Annotated in this window: 15 protein-coding genes; 5 read left to right on the top strand and 10 right to left on the bottom strand. The window is 36.2% G+C overall.

Translation table 11 applies throughout. The features are described 5' to 3' along the window. Positions 1–44: 44 nt before the first annotated feature. Genes Rain11_RS11235 through Rain11_RS11215 form a run of 5 tightly spaced genes read right to left on the bottom strand, consistent with a single transcriptional unit; the run spans position 45 to position 5,549 of the window. The gene (locus Rain11_RS11235; RefSeq protein WP_101359465.1) at positions 45–497 is read right to left on the bottom strand and encodes a hypothetical protein; all 453 of its coding nucleotides are present in this window, start codon (positions 495–497) and stop codon (positions 45–47) included. Positions 498–527: 30 nt separating this feature from the next. Next, entirely contained in the window at positions 528–1,247 is a 720-nt protein-coding gene (gene pyrH, locus Rain11_RS11230) for a UMP kinase (RefSeq protein ID WP_101359464.1), read from the bottom strand. 11 nt (positions 1,248–1,258) lie between these two features. Next, positions 1,259–1,702 (bottom strand): hypothetical protein, encoded by a 444-nt coding sequence (locus Rain11_RS11225; RefSeq protein WP_101359463.1) that lies wholly within the window; start codon positions 1,700–1,702, stop codon positions 1,259–1,261. Then, positions 1,702–3,012 carry an AAA family ATPase gene (locus tag Rain11_RS11220; RefSeq protein ID WP_133121579.1) on the bottom strand — a complete coding sequence of 437 codons (1,311 nt, stop codon included), beginning with the start codon at positions 3,010–3,012 and terminating at the stop codon, positions 1,702–1,704. Before Rain11_RS11220 ends, Rain11_RS11225 begins: the two co-directional genes overlap by 1 nt. Before the next feature lie 5 nt (positions 3,013–3,017). Next, the gene (locus Rain11_RS11215) at positions 3,018–5,549 is read right to left on the bottom strand and encodes a penicillin acylase family protein (protein ID WP_101359461.1); all 2,532 of its coding nucleotides are present in this window, start codon (positions 5,547–5,549) and stop codon (positions 3,018–3,020) included. Between the two features lie 216 nt (positions 5,550–5,765). Between Rain11_RS11215 and Rain11_RS11210 the strand changes: the two genes are divergently transcribed. Then, on the top strand, positions 5,766–6,887 hold the full coding sequence (locus Rain11_RS11210) for an NAD(P)/FAD-dependent oxidoreductase (RefSeq protein ID WP_101359460.1): 1,122 nt from the start codon (positions 5,766–5,768) through the stop codon (positions 6,885–6,887). 59 nt (positions 6,888–6,946) lie between these two features. On the opposite strand, the gene rplS is transcribed toward Rain11_RS11210, so the two are convergent. Both rplS and Rain11_RS11200 read right to left on the bottom strand, forming a co-directional pair. Next, complete coding sequence (gene rplS / locus Rain11_RS11205) at positions 6,947–7,306, bottom strand: 50S ribosomal protein L19 (RefSeq protein ID WP_101359459.1); 360 nt, start codon at positions 7,304–7,306, stop codon at positions 6,947–6,949. Between the two features lie 76 nt (positions 7,307–7,382). Further along, a complete protein-coding gene (locus tag Rain11_RS11200; RefSeq protein WP_101359458.1) occupies positions 7,383–8,834 on the bottom strand; it encodes a hypothetical protein in 1,452 nt (483 codons plus the stop codon). Positions 8,835–8,950: 116 nt separating this feature from the next. On the opposite strand from Rain11_RS11200, the gene Rain11_RS11195 reads away from it, so the two are divergent. After that, complete coding sequence (locus Rain11_RS11195) at positions 8,951–9,772, top strand: PAS domain-containing protein (protein ID WP_101359457.1); 822 nt, start codon at positions 8,951–8,953, stop codon at positions 9,770–9,772. A gap of 45 nt (positions 9,773–9,817) precedes the next feature. Continuing rightward, positions 9,818–10,612 carry a PAS domain-containing protein gene (locus Rain11_RS11190; RefSeq protein ID WP_101359456.1) on the top strand — a complete coding sequence of 265 codons (795 nt, stop codon included), beginning with the start codon at positions 9,818–9,820 and terminating at the stop codon, positions 10,610–10,612. 25 nt (positions 10,613–10,637) lie between these two features. Here the strand turns inward: Rain11_RS11190 and Rain11_RS11185 are convergent, their stop codons facing one another. From Rain11_RS11185 to fabI, 3 genes are all read right to left on the bottom strand, one after another. Further along, on the bottom strand, positions 10,638–10,853 hold the full coding sequence (locus Rain11_RS11185; RefSeq protein WP_165778127.1) for a hypothetical protein: 216 nt from the start codon (positions 10,851–10,853) through the stop codon (positions 10,638–10,640). Positions 10,854–10,885: 32 nt separating this feature from the next. Continuing rightward, positions 10,886–12,301 carry an alpha/beta fold hydrolase gene (locus Rain11_RS11180; protein WP_101359454.1) on the bottom strand — a complete coding sequence of 472 codons (1,416 nt, stop codon included), beginning with the start codon at positions 12,299–12,301 and terminating at the stop codon, positions 10,886–10,888. A gap of 76 nt (positions 12,302–12,377) precedes the next feature. Next, on the bottom strand, positions 12,378–13,148 hold the full coding sequence (gene fabI / locus Rain11_RS11175; protein ID WP_101359453.1) for an enoyl-ACP reductase FabI: 771 nt from the start codon (positions 13,146–13,148) through the stop codon (positions 12,378–12,380). A 134-nt stretch (positions 13,149–13,282) separates the two neighbouring features. Here fabI and murQ point away from each other — a divergent pair, with 134 nt between their 5' ends. Next, positions 13,283–14,089 (top strand): N-acetylmuramic acid 6-phosphate etherase, encoded by an 807-nt coding sequence (murQ, locus tag Rain11_RS11170; protein WP_101359452.1) that lies wholly within the window; start codon positions 13,283–13,285, stop codon positions 14,087–14,089. Next, a complete protein-coding gene (locus Rain11_RS11165; RefSeq protein WP_101359451.1) occupies positions 14,086–15,060 on the top strand; it encodes an LIC_10190 family membrane protein in 975 nt (324 codons plus the stop codon). Before murQ ends, Rain11_RS11165 begins: the two co-directional genes overlap by 4 nt. Positions 15,061–15,179 lie beyond the last annotated feature (119 nt).

The raw sequence follows: 15,179 nt of genomic DNA, 5'->3' as shown, positions 1-15,179 counted from the left end.
TTACACCCAACCCAACTGCTGTTCAAAATCTGAATGTATTTCACTTACAATCCTCTGCCCAATCTATCCCAAGGCACTCGGCTTAAAACCAAAACAAGAGCAATTGTATAAAAAATGAAGGCTTTTTTATGCTTCATTAAATCGGTAGAGGCTTTTTTACTTTGTATTCTACCTAATTGTGCCAAAACTACCGCTAAAGTCATTGTAACGAAATGTTCTACTGCCCAATAGCGGTACAAAGGGCTTTTCATTACGTCCTTCATTCCTACCTCTTGAATTGCATTTAGCCCCATAGGGCTTAAAAAGAAATACAAAAGCAAGCCTAAAAGCAGTTGCAAGTGCATAGAACCCACAAAAGAAGCCCCCAAAATATTATCTTGCTTGCTAAACGATTGCTTACCGAGCCAACCCGTAAGACTCTTGAAAATGGCAATTACTGCCAAAATTAAAACTAACCAACGCGACCAAGAATGCAGAAAAAGCGTAAAATTATACATATATGAATAAATTTTGTTGAAAACTTTTTACTAATTTGCTTCCATTGCTACCAAAGTTCCTACTTCCTCACCTTCCACAATACGCAAAAGATTACCTTCTTGGTTCATATCAAACACAATAATCGGCAAATTGTTTTCTTTGCAAAGTGTGAAGGCAGTCATATCCATCACATTTAAGCCTTTCTGATACACTTCATCAAAGGTAAGATTATTGTAACGAGTAGCAGAACTATCTTTCATAGGGTCAGCGGTGTAGATGCCATCTACTTTTGTACCTTTCAGCACAACTTGTGCCTCAATTTCAATAGCCCTCAAAGAGGCGGCAGAGTCTGTGGTAAAATAAGGATTACCCGTGCCTGCGGCAAAAATCACGACACGTCCTTTTTCCAAATGGCGAATAGCTCTTCGGCGAATAAAAGGCTCGCAAACTTGTTCAATCCGAATAGCAGACATCAAGCGTGTGTAAATGCCCTGCTTTTCAATAGCACTTTGCAAAGCCATTCCATTGATAACGGTAGCGAGCATTCCCATATAATCGCCTTGCACCTTATCAATGCCTGAAACATTCGCCTCTGAGCCTCTGTAAATATTGCCTCCGCCTACTACAATGGCTACTTGCACACCTTTTTCTACTACTTTCTTGATTTCTTTGGCGTAACGCTCCAAAATCTGCGGATTGATAACATACTCCTGCCTATCGCCTGCAAGAGCCTCACCGCTCAGTTTCAAAAGTATTCGTTGGTATTTCATTTTAAGATAATTTAGTTTAGTTCTCTCATTTCTCTATTTTGCCTTTTGAGACTACCATTCAGTTCTTTTAATTTTTTCTCAAATTTTATTAGTTTGGTGCTCTTTAAATCTATGGTGTTAGTGCGTGTAAGAACTATTCGTGCCTCTACGGAAAAATCTTGAAAGTTGCAATGAAGCAAGTCAATTGAGCGTTCAATCTGCTCAATAGCTTTCAGTAAGTCAGAACCTTTAAGTTCTATAAAATAAGATTTTTTAAGCGTACAATTCAATAACAAAAAATCACATTTTGCACCATTATCATTTATTAAACAGCCATCAATCTTATATTTTGAAAGTTCATCTTGGCGATGATTTTCGTAAATAAATTTATTTGATGATTTCTTATCAACAATGCTTACTATATTTCTTTTTTCAGCAATAAATTCAGAACACTTATCAAAAGGTTCGCAAGCCATCACCATTCACTTTCAAACTGAAACAAAAAATCAAATTCTGCATTTATAGTTTGTGAAATTGTATCTAATTGCTCTTGTTGAATGATTTTTAGTTCCTTATCAATAATGTTTGTAATTTCTCCATTATTCAACAAATATGCAGTAATTCGTTCGCTATCGATCCAAAAAAAAGGATTTATTTTTTCTTTGACCTTTTCTTTTTGAAAATTTCCAACTTTATGAGCTAAAATTAAGTTATTGAAAGAAGCCAATATGTAAGGACTATGCGTAGTAATCATTACTTGTGAATTATTCTGATTAGCAACTAACGCAATAAGATTGATAATTTCTTTCTGTGTTTCAGGGAATAAATGAGCTTCGGGTTCTTCAATAACAATAAAAGCACTTTTTTGCTCTGAAAGAATAATAAAAAGTAAAAGTAAAATCCAAAGAGATTCTTGTTGCCCCGAAGAGGCAAAATTAAGTTTGACATACTTATTTTCTGCGTGAAAAATTTTTTCACCGCTAGCATCAGAACGATATTCCCCCTTCAAGATTTTTTCAATAGTTTGTATAGCTAAATTAAGTTTTTCATTTTCTTGGGGCGATATATTAAAAAGCCATCGTTTTTCAATCAATAACTCTCGCAACGATTTTCTAAAAAAAGGTCTGATAAACGTAATTTTTTCAAGAAAACTTTTAGTTAATAAATCTATGTTACGCGTATCTATATTTTGAAGTTGTTCAGAAAGTACCGCCAACAGACTTCTACCCGCAGGTATAAATATACATTCTCTATTTTCTTGAAATAATTCCTCGCACTCTTTGCGGATTTGTTGAAAGAAAATCTTTTTTTCACTTTCAATCTGTTCAAGGTCGTTAGAAGTAAGCAAAGAAAAGTTTTTACTATGATATTTATTGGCATAATTACTGACCTTTCTGGCTAACTCATTAAACCTTTCTTTAAATAATTCACTAAATCTTGGAGTAACATATTTATTTGTTCTTTCAAGCTCTATACTTATCCACAATTTATGGGTATATGTAAAATGAAGTTGTATATCGCTCAAATAGGTGCTTGCTCCGTAATAGTTTAAGAATTTTTGACGAACAACCCTTGCAAAATTTCCTATGGGTTTTTGAAAATCATTTTTTTCAAAGGAGTTGAATAGAAATTTATACAAATCATCTTTCAAAGACTTAAAAAAGAAGGCGGTTTTTGCAACGGTACTTTTTCCACTGGCTTGCACACCTATAAATAACATTATTTCCTTAATATCAAGGTCTAATTGTTTAATAGGTCCAAAATTGTTGATAACAAGTTTTTGCATAAGAATCAATTTGTTTCCATTACAATTTTGGTAAGAATTTTCGGATTACGGCTTTGGGTATTTTTCAGGAAAATTAGCTCTTCCAGTTCGCCCAAACGCCAATTTTCTACCATATTGTCGTAATAAAAACTGCCCGGATTACCCGACTGCCCACCCGGATAAATTCCATAAGCCTTAGGCGTATTTGCACCAAGCATTACAATCATACGCCACGAGGGTCCGTGGTCGCTACCTGTGGCATTTACAGTGCGTTTAGAACCTGATGTCATCAAATTTTTTATGCCTAAATTTGGAATAAGCAAGTGCTTTAGCTCAAAGCCTTTGTATTTGCCCCAAGCCCAGTTTTCATCATTTCCTTGATGCTTGCTTTGCAAAATTTGAGTAGCCTTTTCAAAACTCTCTTGTACAAGTATCTTTAAGGTTTCTTTTATTTCTTTGGTGTTCTTGTTATCAATCCAATGAGAAGTTGTATCTTTCAAAACAATTCTAATCATTTGGTCTGTGACGGGGTAATGCGAAATACTGCCCAATTCATCAGCCCAAATCGCCTTACGAAGTTCATCATACCAAGCCTCAAAACAGGTAGCCCCAAGCGACTCGGCTTTGTAGAGATAGTCCCATTTCTTGAGAATTTGCAAAATTTTTTGCCCTTCTTTGGAAATCTGTGTGCTATCTAAAAGCGAAAGTAAAGCAGGAAGTAACTCACGGGCGTGTATGCCTAAAACATCATTTTGCAGTTCTCGCATTTGTTCATATTTCACTTTTGTCCAAGAACGCAAACGCTCATTGATACGAATAGCCCTTTCAGGCGAAACATATTCGTAACCCAAATAATATGGATATGTGAGCGTATCTGCGATAAGTTGGTTTGCAGAGGCTACATATTGTTGCTCGGGATTAAAAACTTTCGGATTTTGGCTGTAAGGAATAAATTCTTGATACTCGTAAGTTGAATTAGAACCATCTAAAATGTATTTTCCTTGTCCATTCCAACGCAAAGGAATTTTGCCAATTACTTGCAAAGCAATGTTTTTATCTACATCGGCATAAGCCACTACTTGCGTAGGATAGCCAAAAGTAACAAAACTTTCTTGAAATTCTTTGTAATTGGTGGCTCGGTTTAATTTGTAAAAGGCTATGATTTCGTTAGTAGTGGTATCGTGGGCTGTCCAACGTAAGGCGTGCCTGTAAGGTACTTCCAAAGAGTAAAGTTTATTAGGCTCACCTGCAACTAATTTAGCGGGGCTTTCTAAAACAATAGCTCCGTGATGCGTATAACGAATGTAATCTACTACCTCTTTTTCTCTGCCTCTTACCTTAATGGTTTCTTTACGAGTAATAGTTTTTTTCCAAGTGCCATTGTGCCAATATTCGTCTAATTTATCATCTTTGAAGCGAATTTGGTAAAAATCAGAAGCATCGGTGTAAGCATTGGTAAGCGACCAAGCAATTTTTTCATTAAACCCTATCACAATAGTAGGGGTGCCGGGCAAAGTTACTCCATACACATTGCAAGTAGGGCTAATGAGTTGCATTTCGTACCAAATAGAAGGCAGTTTCAGGCTTAAATGAGGGTCTCCTGCTAAAATAGGAAAACCCGTTTCACTTTTTTTTGCTCCAACAGCCCAGTTATTGCTACCCTTTACTTTTTCGCCTGCGGCTTGAGCTTGTAATAGACTTTGCAGTTCTTTCAAATTTTGATGCAAAGCCCTACTGATAGAATCATACTTGGGCGGTCTTTGAGGTTTTTTCAAAGGTTTGAAATCCAAAGATGTTTTTTGAGGAATAACAGGCTCTATGCGATAGGGTGTATTTGGAAAAAGACTATCAATAGCCTTTTCCGAATACATTGAAGCGGCAAGGCTGTTGGCAAAGTCATCAGTATAAGCGATAGAAAGGTCATAAGCCATATATTTGAGCATCAGCACTGATTTCAACGGCGACCATTGCTCGGGAGCGTAATCTAAAATTTTATATTCCAAAGGGAACTGATGAGGTTTCAGCGAAGCAATGTAAGCATTTACCCCATCAGCATAAGCCTGTAAAACCATTTTGGAAATACTATCCTTCAAATTGGCAAGTGTTCTTTCGGCAGAATGCAGAATACCCATTCGGCGTTGGGAGCGGTCAATTTCAAGGGCTTTTTCGCCTAAAACTTCTGAAAGCCTGCCTGCGGCAAATCGGGTAAGAAAATCCATTTGCCAAAGTCTTTCAGACGCAATCATATAACCCTGTGCAAAATAAAGGTCATAATCATTTTGAGCAAAAATATGTGGTACAAGACGACTATCTAACCAAATTTCTACTTTGTTTTTTAGCTCTGGAACTTGTATTTTAATTTCCGTAGGACGTTTTTTAGCTTCTGCATTTTGCCAAAATCCATTGAAAGGGTCTAAAAATCTGCCCAAAGGTGGAGCCGAAGCCAATTGTTCAGGTATGTAATTTTTCAAGAAAGGAATTTCAGCGAGCCTAAACTGCAAGGCTATCGCCAGAAAAGCACTCCAAAATATGATGATAACTGCCCGAAAAACTTTCATTGGAAAACAAGCTAAGCCCGCCGCAAATTAAAGATATTTTTCAAGAACTTGTGTGTTTTTGGTAAAGAAATTTCACTAATTCATTGCTAAAAGAAAATTTACCTCTCTTTCATAAAGCAGATATAAGTTGAGAATTTTTATCAATTATACAGAAAATTATTGTAAATTGCTAAAACTTTGCTTTTTTGTATTTTTCTGTAATAACGTACAATAAATATGCTCAGCTATTGGGAAAAAGAGAGTTTCACAAAATACGACTACATTATTGTAGGAAGCGGCTTGGTGGGTTTATCGGTAGCGGCGAGTTTGGTAGAAAAAAAGCCCAAATCCAAAGTACTGATTTTAGAGAAAGGTATTTTCCCTTCGGGTGCAAGCACGAAAAATGCAGGATTTGCGTGTTTTGGCAAACCTACCGAATTGCTTGCCGATATTCAAGCCGTAGGCGAAAAGGCTATGTTAGAACTTGTAGAAAAGCGTTGGAAAGGCTTGCAGGCTTTACGAAAGCGTATTTCAGATAAAAAAATGGAATACAAGCAAGCAGGAAGCTATGAAATTATTTTGGAAATCTCCGAAAATTTTGAGCAAAAAGTTGATTACCTCAACAAACTTTTACACCCAATTTTTCAGGAAAAAGTTTTTCATATTAGCCCACAAGAACAAATTCAGAAATTTGGGTTTAATGAAAAACTTGCGAAAATGCTCATTTACAACGGCTTTGAGGGGCAATTACATTCAGGCAAGCTCATCAGTGCTTTAATGGAGTATGTGCAGAAAAAAGGAGTAAAAATTTTGAATGGTTGCAATGTAAATCAGTTCAGAGATTTTGAAAATGGCGTAGAAGTGCTTGTTAATCAGGAAATTTCTTTTTTTGCAAAAAAGGTAGCTATTTGCAACAATGGTTTTGTGGGGCAGTTTTTCTCGCATTACCCTGTAAAGCCGGGCAGAGGGCAAGTTTTAGTTACCAAACCTTTGAAAAAACTTTTATTCAAAGGTAATTTTCATTTTGACGAAGGATTTTACTATTTCCGAAATGTAGGAAAAAACCAAATTTTATTTGGAGGAGGCAGAAATTTAGATTTTGAAGGAGAAACTACCACTGAACTCAAAAATACGCCCAAAATCATCAATAATTTAATTGAAAAGCTCAAAACGCTTATTATTCCCAATCAAGAATTTGAAATAGAGCAAACTTGGGCTGGTATAATGGCATTCACACCCAATCGTAAGCCAATTATAGAATGTTGTACGCAAAATATTGCCGTAGGAGTAGCCTTAAATGGTATGGGAGTAGCTATCGGTACTACTGTAGCCGAGGAGATAGCTCAACTGATTTTGTAAAAAATCAAGACCTTGCGAACTATGTAGTAGTTCGTAAGGTCTTGGCAAAAAAGAAAATCTTATGATTGCAATTCTTTGATACGAGCCGCTTTACCTGTTTTGCCACGTAGATAGTAGATTCTTGCTCTGCGTACCTTTCCTCTGCGGATAACCTCAATTTTATCTATACTTGGCGAGAAAATTGGGAAAATACGCTCTACTCCTACACCATTTGAAACTTTACGCACCGTAAAGGTTTCGTTGATGCTGTTAGTATTTTTTCTTTGAATTACTACCCCCTGATACTGCTGAATACGCTCTTTGTTTCCTTCTTTAATTTTTACATACACATTCACAGTATCACCCGCCTTGAAATCAGGTATATCGGCACGCTTGGCAAGCACTTCGGCTTCCACAGCTTGAAGCAATGCGTTTTTCATAAATATTGCTATTTTTCTGCTTTTCTAAAATGAGGTGCAAATGTATAACAAATTCGGATAAATACCAAATTTTTTGTCAATTATTTGTATCAAAATAGATTTTCCCCAAGCCTTCATCAACTCTTTTCAAACGAATTTGTTGGATTTCTTGTAACTCTGTTTTCATTTGTGAAAATGAATAAATCAGTGTATCATCACTTTGAACATTAACTTCACCGCCCCAATCAATAATCATTTCGTTCATAATTTTTTCTACTTGTACTTTGGAAAGTTTTTCCAAACCTTCCGCTTTATTTACCTCTGCAAGAATTTCATTGATATTCAAATCTCTTTTTGAGCCTATCTGATAAATAACTTTCGCAATACGCTTACGGATATTATTCTTGTGCCTTTGTTTTCTTTTCGGAATAAGAACAAAATACCTAAAAATAGGCACTGCAAAAAAAATAATTGAAAACGCCAATGGAACTACTCCTAATCCGTAATAAATAACATCAGGGCTTACACCCATATCATTACTCCAATCTTCATAGCCCCCTAACATTAGAAGTGCAAAAAGTAAATTAAAGCTATTCATAAAGGCTATCCAAGTGTTTTTTCCTGCTGTATTGCCTGTAAGCACATATTCAGGCTCATACTCGTCCCAGTAAAAAATAATAGGAGCATCTTCTGTTTGGATTTTGCTACGGGTAAGTTCATAAAAATCTGCATATAAAACGGCATTGGGACTAATTTCTGCCGAGCCGTTGTAACGAGCAATGCAATCAGTCATCAAATTTTCAGCTTCTTCATTTTTTAACCCTGTAAGAGCCTTAAACTCCGAAAGCACCATTACACCTTTATTTTTTCTTGCATAAGCGGCGGCTTCCTTCTGATTGGCAAGAGGCTCGGGTTCTACACGAGGCGGTCCAAAAACAAAATCATAAACTGCACTAATAAAGTTTTTTTGGGATTTAGGGTTGTTATCTTTTTTAGGAAAAAGTGAAAATTCTTGTGGCTTGTAAGTTTTGTAAGGATAGCCGTATCGGTCTTTTTCGTAGTAGGTTGCATTTTGAATGGTTTGCCACCTGAAAATTGCGTAAAAAATATTGCCTATGAGCCGAAACAACGCCCCATCACCTTTACTTGATCTTTTACTATCCTTCCCACCGCTCAGACTTCCAATAATAATTGCCAAAAGAATTAGTAAAAAAATCACAAAATACACTACCAAAGTAACCGCTATCCACGCTTTGAAAAATACCTTAAAAGCCTTCCATAGAAAGTTTTGAAAATCTTTGAAATGTTCAGCAAAAGTTTTGGCATCGCGACGCGTGGGCGAAGTACCAAAATCATAAATTAAATCTCCATTTTCAGTTACTTGTAAATGACAAATATACTTGCTCATCAAAGCATTGAGAAGTTCGCGAGCATATTCTATGGGTACTCCTGTAATAGCGGAAGCATCTGCCAATGTAAATTTGCCTTTTACCTTGTGCAAGTTTTGTTCTAAAAGTTCAATTTGCTTTTCGGTAGATATGTTTTCCATAAATTGAGTAGTTACCCTTCAAATTTACATTTTTTTTGATTTTTATCATCTATTCTTATGAAACTTTTCATTTTTTTCCTTAATCAGCTATATTATTTTTGCAAGAGAAATTGCTAATGCTTACTACTATGGACACGCCACGCACTTCCTTACGACCTGTAAAAGAACTATTTGAGAATATTCATCAACCAGTTCTTATTGCTAACGAATTGGATAATTTGATTTACGCTAACCCTGCGGCATTACAACTCTTGAACGCCACTTCTGTAGATATTAAAAATACCCCCTTGAAAAACTTTCTTACTGCCTCTTACAAAAGAGAAGAAGGGAAAGGCATTGCTAACATAAAAAAACTTAATGAAGATAAAACCACTTTGGTAGAAGCTATTGAAAGCCTTGCCGAATATGAAGGCAAAATGCACAAAATTATTTTGCTCAAAGAAATGCAAACTCAATACCAAAGCTCAGAAGAAAAGATAAGACTCTTGCTCAAAACCATTCATAAGGATATAGCTCGCAGAGAAGAAGAAATTGATAAGCTCTCGGCAGAAATAGAAGCTCGTACCCAAATACTCAACGCCGCCGCCATTGTTTCCGAAACCGACCAATATGGCACTATTACTTTTGTGAATGACACTTTCTGCCGAATCGCTAAATATACACCCCAAGAACTCATTGGCAAGCCTCATAATATTGTTCGCCACCCCGATATGCCTAAAGCCGTTTTCAAGGAAATGTGGGATACCATCAAAGCAGGGAAAATCTTTCAAGGTATCGTAAAAAACCGAGCCAAAGACGGAACGCCTTACTGGGTAATTGCTACCATTGGCGGCGTACTGGATAGCGAGGGCAAACCTTACAAATATATCGGTGTAAGAATTGATATCACCGACCTTATCAAAAGAGGTATGCAAGTAGAAAAATACTTAGCGCCTTAATACAAATATCCATTTTTTTCTTGTACCTAAACTATTTTCATTCCTATGAACGCTTTTACAACACCACAAGCGGCGAAGGATATTTTTGAAAATATCCATCAGCCTATCGTAATTACCACAGGAGAAGAGAAAATTATCTATGCGAATCCTGCGGCTCTACAACTTTTCAGTGCTACTTCGGTAGATTTGCGTAATACGTCTTTGTCGCAGTATGTAATTTTGCCCTTCAAATCTGAAACCAATACCAATGTTGTTAGTATCAAAAAGTTAGATGGGCAAAAAGCATTAGCAGAAATGATTGAAAGCACCTTTGAATATGAAAAGGGGAAATTTTACAAAGTGTTTCTTTTGAAAGAAATGCAGGCAAACTATCAAAGTACAGAAGAGAAAATGAAATTACTTTTGAAGACTATTCATAAAGATATAGCTCGTCGCGAAGAAGAGATAGATAGACTATCAGCAGAAATAGAAGCTCGCACCAATCTGCTCAATGCCGCCGCTATTGTTTCTGAAACGGATAAATTTGGAACTATTACTTTTGTAAATGATACCTTCTGCAAAATTTCCAAGTATTCTCGCGAAGAGCTTATCGGCAAGCCTCATAACATTGTCCGCCACCCCGATATGCCCAAAGAAGTGTACAAAAATCTTTGGGATACTATCAAAGCAGGGAAAATCTTTCAAGGTATTGTAAAAAACCGAGCCAAAGACGGCACACCTTATTGGGTAATTGCTACCATTGGCGGTGTATTAGATAGCGAAGGCAAGCCTTACAAATACATTGGGGTAAGGGTTGATATTACTGACCTTGTGAAATCGGGTATGGAAGTGCATATATAGAAAAAGTAGCAACCTCAATTTTTATCTATTCTTTGAGGTTGCTACTTTTTTCAATTATTCCTTTGTTGTTTTGTTCCTCTTTTTCCAAACATTCTTCGCAGAGCCAAATACCTTTTTTCTGAAAGAAAAAGAGTTCTTCTTGTAAGGCTAATTTACCACAATGGTAACATTGATGGGCAAATTTTTCGTGATTGAAGCGAATACCACACATAAAACACATAATTTTGATAAGCGGCAACATTATTTGAGTTAATGTTGCCGCTCATAAATTTTTTATTGATGTTTCATCATCCATTCAGCAATTTCTTTCCAATTTTTGGAAAGCACGGCACGTCCCATAAATAATCCAATATGCCCTGCTTGGGCTAAACCCTTGGCTTGTTTTTCCTTAGGAGTACCAATGTATTTTTCCATATCAAACACTTGTTCAGGCAAAGTAATATCATCTTTATCACCTGCAAGCATATACACGGGGCATTTGATATCTTTTGGACTAACCTTTCTGCCCAAAGCAACAAATTGCTCATTAACAAAATGATTGTTGCGGAAAAGTTCATCAATCACTTGCTCATACCATTTACCGGGTAAATTGATAGTATTCTCGTACCAAATTTCAAAATTTTCGTAACGCTCCAGACCCGCTTCATCATTTTGAGCACCTTTTACCATTTTATAGAGGCGTTGGTATTTTTCAAAATAATGTTGCATAAAATTCATATTCTTGAAGCCTTGCACCATAAATTTGCCGTCCATTACGCCTTGTCCCATTTTTACAAGATTGCTGAAAAAGGTAGGAGATGCGTTATCTACGGTATTTTCAAGGTGTCCATCGCCTGCTTTGGTATCAATAGGCGAGCCTGCTACCACCAAAGTTCTTACTTTTTGAGGGAAACGAGCCGTATAAATTGCCCCAAACCAGCCCCCTTGGCACAAGCCTATGAGATTTACGTGGTCGCCAATATCATCTACAAATACATCTAACTGAGCCAGATAATCATCTACATTGTAGTATTGCATTTCTTTGGTAGCACTATGATAATCCAAACAATAAACATTCGGAACACCATAGTCCATTAGGTGCTTTACAAGGCTTTGTTTTTCAGAAAAATCAGCAATGGTAGAGTAATGCCCTGCGAAAGGCGGAAGCACTAACGTAGCCGATTTCGTCTTATCTATTTTAGGAGAAAACTGACGCAAATCAAAGCAACGTAATTTACCTACCACTACATTAGGCGTAACCCATTCAGGCTTTTTATTGAGTGCAATAGTAGCATAATCTATAAATTCCTTGAAATCAAGGATATGCTGTGAGAGTTCTAAGAAACTATCGGCGGCACTAATGAGAGGCTTTTGCAATTCGGCATTGAGTAAGAAATCGCCTATATGCTTTTGAGCTTTTTCAACGCTATCTTCAGCTACAGCTTTGGCAAGCTCTTGCCACCAATTTTGCCAAGCTGTCCATTGCGAGGTAAGCCACTCGACAGAAGGATTTTCTATTTCTTGCTTTTCCTTTTTTTGCCCAAAAGGGTTTTTCAAAGTTTCCTGCCACTGCTCAAACCATTGAGAGTTCATAAAATTGCCGAAAGGCGAAAGCCACTGGTTTTCGTGCTTACCATTGCCATTTCCATTACCATTTACCAAAATTTCTTTTTCTTTGGAAGTGGTATTTTTAGTTTTTGCCGTTGCCATAGACTTATAGTTTAATTTTTACAAATGTAAGATTTTTATGTTAAGGAGAAGTTAATTTTTTCAGAAATGTTTGGCTCTACACTCCCATAATGTGATAGCCTCCATCTACGTAGAACGTATCTCCTGTAATATATTGAGCTTCGTCTGAAATTAAGAAAGCCGCCATTTTACCCACATCTTCAATGGTAGGCAAGCGTTTGAGTGGTGTAATTTGTTCGGTTTTTTTCATTAGTTCATCAAAGTCGCTCAAACCTCCTGCGGCACGCGTGGCAATAGTACCCGGCGAAATTGCATTGACGTTAATGCCTTTCTCACCCAATTCAAAAGCTAAATAACGTACTGTACTTTCCAAAGCGGCTTTCACAGGTCCCATAATGGCATAGTTTTTTATAACCTTTTCCGAGCCATAATAGCTCATAGCAATCAGTGAACCTCGCCCTTGTAAAAGCAAGTTTTCTGCGTAATGAGCTAAACGAATAAATGAATGACAGCTAATATCCATTGCCAATTTGAAGCCATCAGCAGAGCAATCAATAAGCCTACCTTTCAAGTCTTCCAGAGGTGCAAAAGCAATGGAATGTATAAGAAAATCTAATTTCCCCCATTTTTGGGTAATTTGCTCAAAAACTGCCTTTACTTCCTCTTCTTTCTGAACATCCATTTGGGCAATGATATTTGCATTCAGTCCTTCGGCAAGAGGACGGACAAACTTTTCTGCTTTTTCGTTCAGATACGTAATTGCAAGTTCAGCACCTTGCTCGGCTAAAATTTTGGCACAACCATACGCAATAGATTTTTCGTTGGCAATACCTACAATCAGTCCTTTTTGATTCGTGAGGTTGAACATAAGAGTTTCGTTTTTTCAAATTGAGCAAAAAAAACACTTGTAAGAAATGAGCAAAATCAGTGAAAAAACTTATTTTTGTAGCAATAGAATGGTAAGTATGCCCTCTACCCTTACGCTACCGAACTTTTGAACTTATGAACTTTACCGAAGCCGATTCCAAATATCAAGATTTAGAAAAAAAGTCTATTGGTGAGATTTTGGAAGGTATTAACGCCGAAGACAAAACCGTGCCCTTCGCCGTAGAGAAAGCTATTCCACAAATTGAAAAATTAATATCTGAAATTGTACCCCGTATGCAAATGGGGGGCAGACTTTTTTACATAGGAGCAGGCACGAGTGGGCGTTTGGGTATTGTTGATGCTTCGGAGTGTCCGCCTACTTTTGGCGTACCTGATAACTGGGTAATTGGCATTATAGCTGGTGGTGATAAAGCTATCCGCAAAGCCGTAGAATTTGCCGAAGACGATACCGAGCAAGCGTGGAAAGATTTACAGAATTTTCATATTAACGAACTTGATGTTTTGGTAGGTATTGCCGCTTCGGGCAGAACGCCTTATGTAGTAGGCGGCTTGCGAAAAGCTCAAGAAAACGGCATTTTTACTGCTTGTATTACTTGTAATCCTAATACTCCTGTGGCTCAATATGCCGATATTGCTATTGAGGTAATTGTAGGAGCAGAGTTTATCACAGGTAGCACACGTATGAAAGCAGGCACTGCCCAAAAGTTGGTACTAAATATGATTTCTACTACTACAATGATACAACTCGGTAGAGTAAAAGGCAACAAAATGGTAGATATGCAACTTGCCAATACCAAACTCATTGACCGAGCTATTCGTATTATTACTGCTGAATTAAACATTACCTCTGAAAAAGCACAAGAACTCCTGCAACAATATGGAAATGTGAGAAAGGTGATTGAAAATTATCATAAGCAATGATAGTCATTTTGTTATCTTGGGTAAATATTTTCTTTTTAAGCTATACTTGGGGTAGATTTTTTATTACTGCCATTTTGGAAAAATGGTTCAAAACATCTTTTCAATCTATTGTTTTATGCAATTTTATTGGTTTAGCAATTTTGAATTGGTTAGTTGATATTTTTGCGATTTATATCCCCATCAATTATAAGTTTCAAATTGCTCTTGAGCTTTTATCTTTCATAATTTGGCTTCTCTTACTAAAAAAGAAGAAAATTTACTTACCAAGTACAATTTGTTCAAAAAAGAAAATATTTTTTTTGATAATTTTTCTGTATGCATTTTTAGCTACTTGGATAAGGTGTTTCTTTGCAACTGGTCATTATGACGAGGGTCTTTACTATATTCAGCACGTTAGATGGTTACAAAATTATGGATTTGTTAATGGATTAGCTAATTTGCATACAAGATTTGGTTTCAATAGTAATTGGCACAATTTAAGTAGCCTATTTGAATATAGTTATTTTTCAAAAAATTACTTTCATAATGATTTGAATGGCTTTTTATTTATCATATTTATAGCTACGAGTATAAAAGGTTTATATGCTATTTTCCAAAAAAATGCCAGAATTAGCCACTATTTATCAACATTTTTCGTATTGCCTTTGATATACCCAGAGGCTAACTTTTTTACTTTTGGAAGCTCTTATGTAAATACTATAAGTCCAGATTGGGCTTCATACATTTTTGTAAGCATTACTTTTATACTTTTAGCTGAAAGCATAGAAAGATACCAGCCTACAGAAAAGATTTCTTTGATTGTTGTTGCTAGTTTAATGAGTATTTATAGCTTTTCCATCAAAATCTCTAATATTCCGATGATATTGATTAGTATATTTGGCTTATTCTTGATATTGACGCTTAAATTAAAATTAAAAGAAATATTCTTTTTTATATGCATAAATTTATTATTGATTATTCCTTCAATATGACCGCCAATTGAGGTATTTGGAAAAATAAAAAAATGGCATTTATTTAGGAAAATTTTCCAACGATTAACCTAAAAAAAATGCCAAATTTATTAGAAATCCTCCTGCTTTTACAAACAGAA

The sequence above is a fragment of the Raineya orbicola genome (assembly GCF_002843425.1).
GTDB classification, from domain to species: Bacteria; Bacteroidota; Bacteroidia; order Cytophagales; family Thermonemataceae; genus Raineya; species Raineya orbicola.
This window is presented reverse-complemented; position numbering and strand designations above follow the sequence as displayed.